The following is an 11,024-nucleotide window of genomic DNA, read 5'->3' as shown; positions in this document are numbered from 1 at the left end:
GTAATGATTCGGGGAGTCGGCTTTAAAAAGACCGGCACAGCTCGAAATTCCACCATCACCCTGGGACGTGCAGGTGTCGGCGGTGGCCCATCGCAAGGAAAAGCCCGGGAAGCGACTCGCTCAACGAAAACAACTCGCAATGGTCAGGAGACTCAAACATGACGTTGATCCCCTTCGTTATTGAACGGACCGGTCGCGAAGAGCGGGCGATGGATATTTACAGTCGCCTGCTCAAAGATCGAATCGTCTTTATCGGTGCTCCCATCACGGACGAACTCGCCAACTCGGTGGTCGCACAATTGCTTTATTTGCAGTCAGAAAACCCCAAGGCGGATGTCCATATTTACATCAACTCACCTGGCGGGAGTGTCACCGCGGGCCTGGCCATCTACGATACCATGCAGTTCATCCGCTGCGATGTGGCCACCTATTGCATCGGACAGGCGGCCTCCATGGCGGCCGTGCTCCTGGCGGCGGGAACAAAAGGAAAACGTTATGCCCTGCCCAATTCCCGGATCATGATCCATCAGCCGATGGCTGGTGTCGAGGGAACCGCCACTGAGATCATGATTCACGCCAAGGAATTTCGCAACCTCAAAGAACGGATCAACCGCATCCTGATCAAACACACGGGACATCCTCTTGAGAAAATCGAAAAGGACACGGACCGCGATTGTTTCATGTCCGCCGAAGAAGCCCGCGACTACGGACTGATCGACCACGTGATCGAGCGTGCCCCGGAGCCTGTGGAAGGGCAGTAATTTCTCCCCCGTGGGCACCTCCCAACGTCAGCTGCCCGAGAACGCCGATCACGCAGGCACCGGTGTGTCTTCCACCAGGCGGCGGATGAGTGCCTCGACGGCGTCTCGCTGGCCACCGTGCAGATACCCCTGGGTGATGACACGGTGAGCGAGGACGGGAACGGCAAGGGCCTGAATGTCGTCAGGCACCACGAAATCGCGTCCCTCAAGATATGCCCGAGCCTGCGCCGCCCGGTAAAGGACCAGCGACGCACGGACACTGGCTCCCACGCGGATTTCCGGGCACTTGCGGGTCGCTTCCACCAGGTCGAGGAGATATTCCAGCACGGATCGCTCCATGCGAACCTCCCGAACAGCCGCCTGCAGCGCGAGCACCTGCTCCGTCGTGAGCACCGGCTCAAGCGAGTCCACCGGTTCCCCGTTGCGATGCTGCTCCAATAGTTCCCGTTCGAAGTCGCGGGTGGGATACCCCACGGAAATCCGCAGCAGAAACCGGTCCATCTGGCTTTCCGGCAGGGGATACGTTCCCTCGAATTCCAGCGGATTCTGCGTGGCAATGACAAGAAATGGTCGGGGCAAGGGATAGGTTTTGCCCTCCACCGTCACCTGCGCTTCGTTCATGGCCTCCAGAAGAGCGCTTTGCGTGCGGGGAGTGGCACGATTGATTTCGTCGGCCAGAACGACGTTGGCAAAAATCGGCCCAGGATAAAAGACAAATTCGCGACGATCCGCATGATACAAGTTGCTCCCCGTGATGTCCGACGGCAGGAGGTCCGGTGTGAACTGGATACGACGGAAAACACCCGCAATGCTTCGGGCAATCGCTTTGCCCAGCAGCGTTTTGCCCACTCCTGGAACATCTTCGAGGAGGAGGTGTTCCCCGGCCAACAGGGCGATCAGGCACATCTCCACGACCGATTGTTTGCCGAGGAGCACACCGTTGATATTGTCCCGCAGGGCCTGGAGAAGGCGAAATGTCTCGCTGTCCATAAGGCAAATACGCCCGAACCAAATGACTGTCTCATGTTGGCGGAAACAAGCTGAGCGGAGCATCAATGACCAGCAGCGACTGCCCTACCCGGCCCGACGCCCCAATTATAGTCTAGCCAGATTCGCTATCCTTCGCCCAGCCCCGAAAGAAAAGACGGCCCTCGCGTGGGTTCTCCGCGGAATCGGCGGGAGAACCGGCTCACTGCCAGGAAGAGATACGCCAGCCCCATACAACCCTTGATCCAAAACCTCCGCCAGCAGCCGACACTTCGCGGACAAACTGCCTGGGGTATGGCCCGTCCTCGCCAGGTTCAGACGGTCGCGGAGAATGCCAGTACTACCTCAGGGCTTGACTGCCCGCCAGGCTTCGGCGGTCCCCCCTGCCGGTGCACCCTCGCGCAATTGCTTTTCCGCATGGGGGGCTTGGCTCACGGAGGGCTCCCCTTCCGACACGCCGACCCAGGCGACCGGTTCCACCTCGCCTGCCCCGTTGGTCTGCGTGAGCGGACCACCCGCTTTGCGCGCTGCCACCTCCCGCTGCACCGATGACCGGCCGCGCTGGAAATGCGTGCCGAGCGCGATCAATTCTTGGCCGCTGGGAGAAACCCGCGAGACAACGTGCTCATGGGACCTGCTGGCGGCTGATCTTGTCGCCTGGCTGACTTGCGCCCCGGAGCTGAGGGAAGGTCCCTTCACAACCCGCAGGCTCGCCCCCGTCTCCTTGGAGCCTGAATCGCCTCCTGGCCCTGTATGAGACGGTCAATCAGTGCCGCGGCCTTCCATTCCCAGTGACAGGCTGACCAAACCCAGCAGTCGTCAAACTACGGAATTCCCCTGACAATCCATGGGCCTAAGCACCGGGTTAACCAGACGGGCAGACGCCGCCAGAGGGCCGTGGCGAGACGGAAGCGGGGATTGTCGGGACGCAGATCGCGTACGGTGCCCTGGAAAACGTGGTACTGCCAGTGTGCGGGGTGCGGTTGTGCGCCCCATTGCTTCTTGAAACGGTAAGTTGAACTCTCCACACTGCTTCGGCCGAAGTCGAACTCCTTTTGTCCCCGTTCGACGCTCCGTTGCAGCATCGCCCAGTAAAGCCCCATATTGGCACAGGTCCAGTTCCACTTGCGGAGCGAGCTGGCGCTCGGGACCTCCGTGACGCCCGGTCCATGCAGAACAATCCCCGCAGCCAGTGCCCGATGTTTGAGCCGCACAACCGCGATCTCGGCTTCGGGGAATGCACGCAAGATACCGGCAAAGAGTTTTCGAGGAAATACGGGTGTACCCAGATCGCGCATGTTGTGGCAGAAAACGCGATAAAAATCCGTGAGACACTCTTCCCGGCCCCACTCCACGACAAGACCCAATTTTTCAGATTTGCGGATCTGATTACGCACTTTTGGTGAAAGGCTTTTCCACAGTGCCTCCACCGTATCGGGAAGAGACAGCCTCATATGGACCTTCTCAGTAACGGACTGGGGAAGTGCGGGATGTTCTACGGGATGTTCGTGACGCAGCTCCAGATACCGCACACCGAGCGTTTCCGCAAGCGACACGGCCTCGTCAATCAGCGAATGCACGTTCTCGGATTCCCCGATCGCTCCCCCGTAATTGACGTAAGGAAGGCTCACCAGGCGTGATCCGAACAGGGGGCTTTTGACCTGGGCAAGGGGAAGAATTGTTGCATATGTTTGCATCTCCGAGGGACCAGCATTCTCGCGCGGCTGGCAGGCGACAAGACAGAACGGACGATGCCCCATGGCCTCGTTGAGCACTCGCAACCAACGCGGATGACGCGATAGAAAAGGCGTTCCACTCGCTCTGTAACACGCTTCCAGAGCTGCCTCCGCAGCGGAAAGATCATCCGCCGTCAGCAGTCGAATGTTACTGTATTGGCGAGGGACTTGTGACATACCCCGGCGGCCGTCCAGGACTCACGCAAGAGCTCAAAACATGCTCAGCAACAGACGTGGCTCACACTCGTGGTCAACGGGCTGAGCAAGACCATGGGTTTAAAACCATGATAATCATCAGCGTGCCAACTGCCACCACCTCGCAGCCCACGGAGCAGGCCAATAAGCACGGCAAGAGCTCCCGGCTGGGCAGAGAAAGAAAACCGTCTGTCGGCGTGGTAGGGCCGGCGGCTATTTTTCCAGAAGATAGAGGAACGTGTTTGGGCCGTCTGCCCGACATGTGATCTGCCAAACGTCGTGCCCAATCTCCTGGCCGGTGAACAGTTCAACGACTCGGGAACACGGCTCGCGCAAGCGGAGTTGCCACTCGCCCGGCCGGGCTGTATGGAAGGCGATGAAGTGGCTGTTGACGTAGCAAACCTGGTCCTCTTCGCAGTAGATGTGCACGCCCGCCTTTTGCGCGATGTCTCGTAACGTTGCCGCTGACAGGTTGGGTTTCGGTGCGAGAACGGATCGCCAGGCCGGAAAATCCTTCACTGCGATCTCCTGTGCGCCAACGGGTAACCCGGTGAGTTTTTCCACTCCGCTCGGATCATACCGGCCGTTCTGGATGATGCCTGGAGAATAAATCCACACCACCGTCCGGTGGTCTTTGAAAACTTTTTGTGAAAGGAGATCGACTTTCTCATCATCCACGACGAATAAATTGGGGAAGATAACCATTTTATATCGGCTGAGGTCCACCGTGGCCAGATCGCTGAAGACGTAAATGTCGTAGGGTGCGCCCATCCGTGATAGACCAAATCGCTGGCGGGAAAGCAGATCGCTATAGATGGCGGCGTGACCGTCCAGGTAATAAAAACTTTCGCTATCAACGAACACAGCAACCTCGCTCACAGAATGCGTTGGAACCGGGGAAAACCGCTGCCAAAGGCTGGCCATCTCTGCGAGGGCCTGGCGGACCGCGGGACCGTCGTACCAGTGGCCGAACATGTCGAACCACCACAGCGCGGTCCCATTGATCAGTCCCAGGGCGAATTCCCTCCGGAGCCCGGCAATGGTGGCCTGTTCGTTCGGAAATCCCGATTCGTGTCCCGGCACGGGGCGTCCCAGCAGCGTGACACTTTTCGCGGTATGGGTGCGGTGATCGATCTCATGGACAAAACCTTTTTTGTGGTGGCGGATAGACGCGAGGCATACCATGAATCCGCTTGCACCGCCGATCTGTCGATCGAAGTAAGAGCCCGGAGCAAGAAAAAAGTCTACATCTGGCGAATTGAGGACCTTTTCGAACCCGAGATGTCCCTCGTAAAGGAGTCGTCCTCCGGCGTGTTCGAGCCAGTATCCATAATACACACCGACAGGAACGCGATGGCGAATGACTTCTTGGGCGGCTTTCGCGTAAAACAAAATCGTGTCGGCGATCAAGTCGGCATTAAACTTCCAGTAAAGGATGCTTTGACGATCGGAGACCGGATCTCGAAAGAACCCGTGGGTCACGTGCTCTCTGACCGAGGCGGGGGGAATGTCCACGGGGTCAGGGAAACCCTGCGCAATTATCCAGTCCCGCCACGCTTTACGGCGAACGGCGCTCTCTTCCCCGCGGGCCTTATCCTGCCATTCCAGCGTCATGCCTCCCACAAGCACGTAGGCGATGATTCGTTCACCGTAGTTGGTTTCCAAATGTTTCAGGAGGGTCTGCAAGTATTCCCGGGTTTCCTGTCGCCATCCGGGATGTGCGGCCACTTTTCCCAGTTTGGTGAAACTATCGTCGCGGTCGGCTGCTGCCCCCAGCCAACGAGGCCACCACACGGGTGTGTTGAGATCGATCTCTAAAACAAGTTTCGCTCGCGGGTTGGCTTGGAGTATGTCATGGATTTGTTGATCGACGCAGTCCAGACGGTACATGCCGGGACCAATCCAGATCGGCGGATACGGACTGTACGGTACACCGACCGAAGAGAGCGTGTTGGCAGGAAAACAGGTAACCACGTCGATGCCGAGTGCTCCAAACTCCTTGATGGTCGGGAGGTCACGGAGGTAGGAGTGATAACCCATGAAGCGGATGGAAAATGGGGCAAGTGACGGCTCCTCGGCATAACCAGAGAACGTCATGCGGGAACCGATAAAAAGCGTCAAACCGGCAGCCAAGCCTGCGATGAGAAGCTGTGTGATCCGCCGCACGATACGATCCTCCCTTTCAGTGATTGGCTCGAAAACGCAAACCGGAACCGTCGCGATCCCGGCTCCGAAGGCCACCCTGGCCGAGAATCAGGCCAAAGGCCTCCTAACGTTCGTAAGTAATCTTCATTGTGTCAAAGACGTTGCAAATTCGGGAAATGATGGCGGAGACGTCGCTGGACTGCGGGCCCCGAAGGCTTTCCGCCATTTTGAACAAGGCGTCGCGGGTGACAATACCCTTGTCGCGATATTCCAGGAGCGCCCACGCCGCGGCCTCTGTGGTGCGGACGACACCCTTTCCAAACCGCTTGAGAGCACTCGCGGGGACGGCTTCGTGGACAACATCAGACCCAAATGCAGCCAGGAGTGCAAAGGCCTTGCTGGCCTGCGGAACGTTTCCTTCGATGGCGTGTCGCGTTGTGAGAAACATGGAAACGCTGCATGTGTACGCAGACCTGGGAACGTCCTCAGGTTTTGTGAAAATGTGGGGATGGTCCCGCATTTGCTGGTCCACATTCTCCGCCGTCAGCGCGACTTTCATGAACTGCGGTGGGGTATCGAGCGGGATTCCCGGCTCGTGGAATCCCCAATGGCCGTTTTCCCCAAGCCCCATGATTTGCAGGTCCAATCCGTGGGTCAGAAGCAACTCCTGGTAGCGACGGGCTGCGGCGTCTGGATCATCGGCGTCAGCGTCAAAAAGATGAACCCGACCGGGGTCGCAATATGATGCTAAAGGTATGAAGAAATGCTTCAAGAGCAGATACCGAAACGAAGCCGGATGGTGGGCTGGGAGCGGGTAATCGTCGAACTGAAAGTAATGCGTACGGGAGCAAGCCCGTTGAAGCTGCGGAGACATTTCGGCCAGTTGCACATACGCGCGATAGAATGCGAAAGCCGAAGGGGCTGCCATGATGATGAAGCTGGCCTGACCTTGCTCTTCGACAAGTCGGCATTGTTCCCGTGCCAGTCGAATCGCCGAGGCGCGGCCCATTTCTTCTGCCGTTTTGTACACGACCACGGTGACCCCTGATAACGGCAGGACCGCTGAAGGTTGCGGGGACTGGAGCTCAAAAACCGGCTGAACGGCGTGGATGTCTTCCATGGACATGCTTCCTCTGGATACTGGATTGGACTTGTTGAAATTGTTATCACGGTCCTACAACGGTTCTTCTTCGCTGGTCACTCGGGAATTTCGGACAAGTGCCAGCGGTTCGCATGGCGTACGGCCGTGGGAACCGATGAGTATTCTCGCGTGCTGCGGTGGCAAACACCAACCGACGTGGCGCGACGGCAGCTAATATAAGGCCACTCCGGTCTCTGTCAAGCATCTCGATGGCTCACCCATCCCCATTTCCTGGATGGGTACATGAGAAGCCAAAGGTTCGATGCGTGGTAGGGGCAATTCATGAAGTGCCCCTGCAAAAAAACGAAAGAGACGGCATGAGGAGGTTAATCACGGCCCACGCTGCAACCGCGCCGCCATTGGGTAGGACTTATCGGACATCGTCTTGCGAGTCCTCGTCGCGGTGCACCGAATGGCGTGTAGGCATCAGTCTGCCTATGAAAGAAATGAGGCCGGGCTAAAATAAAAAGTTTGTGTTTGTGGCTGAGAAGGATCTGTGGTCTGAAAAACGCTCAATCGCTGGTGACCAGTCCGTTAGTCGGTTGGCGGCAGACTCCCCTCAGAGCGGGGATGAACCGTCTCTGGGGGTGTCAATTTGGGGAAAAGGAGTCGAAGCTTTGCTGAGAACACACACCTGCGGAGAACTTCGTCTTCAGCACGTCGGTCAGCGCGTTACCCTGTGTGGTTGGGTGGATACTTATCGGGACCACAAAGGGGTTCTCTTTGTCGATCTTCGTGATCGTTACGGCAAGACGCAGATCGTTTTTTCCTGCGACGCGGGAGAGGAGCTCCATCAGCTTGCCCGATCATTGCGTCCGGAATATGTGATTCGCGTTACGGGCGTTGTGGAACGCAGGCCGGAGGGAACGGAAAATGCCAAGTTAGCCACCGGCGAGATAGAGGTTCGAGCGGAGAAATGCGAGATTCTCAATCGGGCGGTGACGCCGCCGTTTCTTCCCAGCGCCCCGGATCTTCCCGGCGAGGAGATTCGGTTGCGGTATCGATATTTGGATCTCCGCCGTCCGATGATGCAGCAGATTCTCATGTTGCGTCATCGGATGGTCAAGATTATGCGAGATTATTTCGACGAACTGGGGTTCATCGAAGTGGAAACGCCGATGCTCGGGCGAAGCACGCCCGAGGGGGCACGGGATTATCTGGTGCCGAGCCGGATTCAAAAAGGCACCTTTTACGCGCTGCCTCAGTCTCCCCAACTGTACAAGCAAATTCTGATGGTGGCCGGATACGACCGGTACGTCCAGATTGCCCGGTGTTTTCGCGACGAAGACCTGCGTGCAGATCGGCAGCCGGAGTTCACCCAGTTGGACCTCGAAATGTCCTTTGTGGATGCCGATGACGTGATGACGGTTGTGGAAGGCTTGATGGCTCGTCTGTTCAAGGAGATTCTCGGAAAGGAGCTCACGCTTCCCCTGCCCCGCATGACCTACGACGAAGCGATGGAGCGTTTCGGGCACGACGCTCCGGATCTTCGCTTTGGTATGGAGTTGACAGACATCACGGATATTGCACGGCAGTGCGATTTTCGCGTGTTCCGGGAGGCTGCTGAGACCGGTCAGCGGGTACGGGGCCTGGTCGTGCCGGGAGGAGCGACGCGTTATTCGCGAAAACATATCGATGAGATGACGGAGTGGGTGAAGCAGGACTTCGGAGCGAAAGGCCTCGTGTGGTTTCGCGTGGAGGAGGGCAATGTCCTGAATTCCACGGTGGCCAAGAATTTTTCTGAATCGCATTTAAAAGCGATTGGCGAAAAAATGAAGGCACACGCGGGGGATCTGCTCCTCTTTGTGGCTGACACCTTTGAGGTCACCTGTAAAGCCCTTTATGGTTTGCGAAAACGATTTGGCGCCGAGCTGGGACTCTACGATCCCCGTGATATGCACCTCTCATGGATTGTGGAATTCCCGATGTTTGCCATCGATCAGGAAGATGGCGGCTGGACGGCGATGCATCATCCCTTCACGTCTCCGCGACCTCAGGACAGAGAATTCCTCAAAAGCGACCCGGCGCGATGTCGGGCACAAGCCTATGACCTTGTTCTCAATGGGACCGAGGTTGGGGGCGGAACGATCCGTATTCACAGTCCTGAACTCCAGCAGGAAGTGTTTGAAATTCTGGGAATTGACGAAGCGCGGGCGAAGGATCGGTTCGGATTTCTCCTCGAGGCGCTCCAGTATGGTGCACCTCCCCACGGGGGGATTGCCCTTGGGGTAGACAGATTGGTGGCGATTTTTGCAGGTGTGGATTCGATTCGCGATTGTATTGCTTTCCCCAAGACTCAGCGGGCTGTCGATTTGATGACGGGTGCCCCGAGCGAGGTCGATCCCAAACAACTCAAAGAACTGGGGATAAAGATCGAGAAATAAGATACCATATGGTCGAAGGCAGGCTGGGAAACGGCTGGCCTGGCCCATGCCGAGCGTCCGGTGTGGCATTTACATTCAGAGCAGGAGGGAAACGATGAAATGTCAACGGCCCTGGAGGACAGAACTTCTTTCCATGCCCTATGTGATCCTGTGGCTTGGCCTGCTGGTGACTCTCGGCTGTCCGCGACCCACTTCTCCAGAGAAACCTAAAACCCTGGGCCAGTCGCAGGTCGCCGCGCCATCCAGTTCCAACCTGTCAAGCCCAGGTCAGTCTTCAACGGAAACCGATCAACCGGCAAGCCCTCAGGCTCCGGTAAGCGAACCGGCACCAAGACCCGAATTGAAAATTCCTTCGGTCGTGATGGCCGAGGTCGATCGGGCGCAATGCAAGCTGTTTGTGGGCGACGTGGTTCCTACCGCGGCGTTGCCCAATCTTGAGAACCAGGAAACTGACGTAAAAGGATTGCTGGGAAGCAAGGGGACCGTCCTGGTTTTCTTCTCTGCAGGAGATGGCCAGAGAGAACGACTGCTGGCGTCCAATCTGCTTGGCGATCTTCAGGAGGATATCGCGAAAGCCCATGGCAGTTCCGGAATTTCCGTGATCGCGATTCATGTGGGAGACGACAAGGGACAACTCGCGGCTCTCGTGAAGGATGCGCAGGTGGAGTTTCCCGTCCTCATCGATCGTGACGGAAAATACTACAGCCAGTTTGCATCGCACGCCCCCCCTGCTCTCTATCTTCTGGACAGCGCAGGAAAAATTCTGTGGCTGGATATCGAATACAGTCGGGCGACGCGAGAGAACCTGAAACGGGCTGTGTCAGCTCTCGTAGCGGGAAAGTCGTGACGCAGCGTCCCCCGGAACAAAGCGAACAACTGGTTGGCTGGAGTCGCTGGATCGAATGAAAATCCTGGTCATTAACGCGGGTTCGAGCAGTATCAAGTTGGCCCTGTACACCTGGAACGACCTCAGTTGCATCGCCAAGGGCTTGGTGGATTTCGGGGTGGGCAAGGGGTCGGCGGAAATCAGCCTCCAGTATCTTAATGGAGCCTCGAAAACCAGGGTTCCAGCGGCCAGTTACCGAGAGGGCCTCCTCTCCGCTTTGAGTTCCCTGAAAGAGGCAGGGGTCATCGGGTCCGACACCGAAATCCGGGCCGTGGGGCATCGCTTAATACACGGTGGTGAGACGCTCCGCGAGCCCGTGGTGATTGACGAAGAGGTCAAAAAGATCATCCAAAGTTTCCTGCCCCTGGCGCCCCTGCATATTCCGGCAGGACTCGAGGCCATCGAAGCGGCCGAATCCCTGTTCCCCTGGGCTGTGCAGACCGGCGTGTTTGACACAGGTTTTTTCGCCGATATTCCACCGGCTGCTTACCTGTATCCCGTTCCCTATGAATGGTACGAGAAATGGGGGATTCGGCGATTCGGATATCATGGGACAAGCCACCTCTATGCATGCGAGCGGGCTGCCGAAATGCTCGGCCGTGATGTCGGGAGTCTCCGGCTCATTACCTGCCATCTTGGACAGGGGTCCTCGGCAAGTGCTATTCAAGGTGGCAAAGCCGTGACGAATACTATGGGATTCACTCCGCTGGAAGGTTTCATGATGGGAACCCGTTCCGGGACGGTGGATCCAGGCATTATCACATACGTCCAGAAGCACTACGGGCTGAC

8 protein-coding genes and 1 pseudogene are annotated in these 11,024 nt (G+C 57.4%); 4 read left to right on the top strand and 5 right to left on the bottom strand.

Translation table 11 applies throughout. From position 1 onward, the window contains the following. The first annotated feature begins 89 nt into the window (after positions 1 to 89). Positions 90 to 761 carry an ATP-dependent Clp endopeptidase proteolytic subunit ClpP gene (clpP, locus tag H5U08_RS03295; protein WP_297030072.1) on the top strand — a complete coding sequence of 224 codons (672 nt, stop codon included), beginning with the start codon at positions 90 to 92 and terminating at the stop codon, positions 759 to 761. 48 nt (positions 762 to 809) lie between these two features. On the opposite strand, the gene H5U08_RS03290 is transcribed toward clpP, so the two are convergent. The 5 genes from H5U08_RS03290 to H5U08_RS03270 all read right to left on the bottom strand — a co-directional run bounded on the left by H5U08_RS03290 (position 810) and on the right by H5U08_RS03270 (position 6,944). After that, positions 810 to 1,751: a MoxR family ATPase gene (locus H5U08_RS03290; protein ID WP_297030069.1), complete on the bottom strand. Its 942-nt coding sequence runs from the start codon at positions 1,749 to 1,751 to the stop codon at positions 810 to 812. A 342-nt stretch (positions 1,752 to 2,093) separates the two neighbouring features. Beyond that, on the bottom strand, positions 2,094 to 2,282 hold the full coding sequence (locus H5U08_RS03285) for a hypothetical protein (protein WP_297030066.1): 189 nt from the start codon (positions 2,280 to 2,282) through the stop codon (positions 2,094 to 2,096). A gap of 290 nt (positions 2,283 to 2,572) precedes the next feature. Beyond that, a complete protein-coding gene (locus H5U08_RS03280) occupies positions 2,573 to 3,661 on the bottom strand; it encodes a FemAB family XrtA/PEP-CTERM system-associated protein (RefSeq protein ID WP_297030063.1) in 1,089 nt (362 codons plus the stop codon). Positions 3,662 to 3,892: 231 nt separating this feature from the next. Beyond that, entirely contained in the window at positions 3,893 to 5,845 is a 1,953-nt protein-coding gene (locus H5U08_RS03275) for a hypothetical protein (RefSeq protein ID WP_297030060.1), read from the bottom strand. A gap of 103 nt (positions 5,846 to 5,948) precedes the next feature. Then, positions 5,949 to 6,944 carry a 6-phosphogluconolactonase gene (locus H5U08_RS03270; RefSeq protein WP_297030059.1) on the bottom strand — a complete coding sequence of 332 codons (996 nt, stop codon included), beginning with the start codon at positions 6,942 to 6,944 and terminating at the stop codon, positions 5,949 to 5,951. Between the two features lie 638 nt (positions 6,945 to 7,582). Here H5U08_RS03270 and aspS point away from each other — a divergent pair. The 3 genes and pseudogenes from aspS to H5U08_RS03255 all read left to right on the top strand — a co-directional run. Then, positions 7,583 to 9,349 carry an aspartate--tRNA ligase gene (gene aspS, locus H5U08_RS03265; RefSeq protein WP_297030056.1) on the top strand — a complete coding sequence of 589 codons (1,767 nt, stop codon included), beginning with the start codon at positions 7,583 to 7,585 and terminating at the stop codon, positions 9,347 to 9,349. 94 nt (positions 9,350 to 9,443) lie between these two features. Continuing rightward, on the top strand, positions 9,444 to 10,196 hold the full coding sequence (locus H5U08_RS03260) for a TlpA disulfide reductase family protein (protein ID WP_297030054.1): 753 nt from the start codon (positions 9,444 to 9,446) through the stop codon (positions 10,194 to 10,196). A gap of 55 nt (positions 10,197 to 10,251) precedes the next feature. Continuing rightward, positions 10,252 to 11,024: pseudogene (locus tag H5U08_RS03255) on the top strand (acetate kinase); the annotation flags it as partial.

The organism is Thermogutta sp., assembly GCF_014359955.1.
GTDB lineage: Bacteria > Planctomycetota > Planctomycetia > Pirellulales > Thermoguttaceae > Thermogutta.
This window is presented reverse-complemented; position numbering and strand designations above follow the sequence as displayed.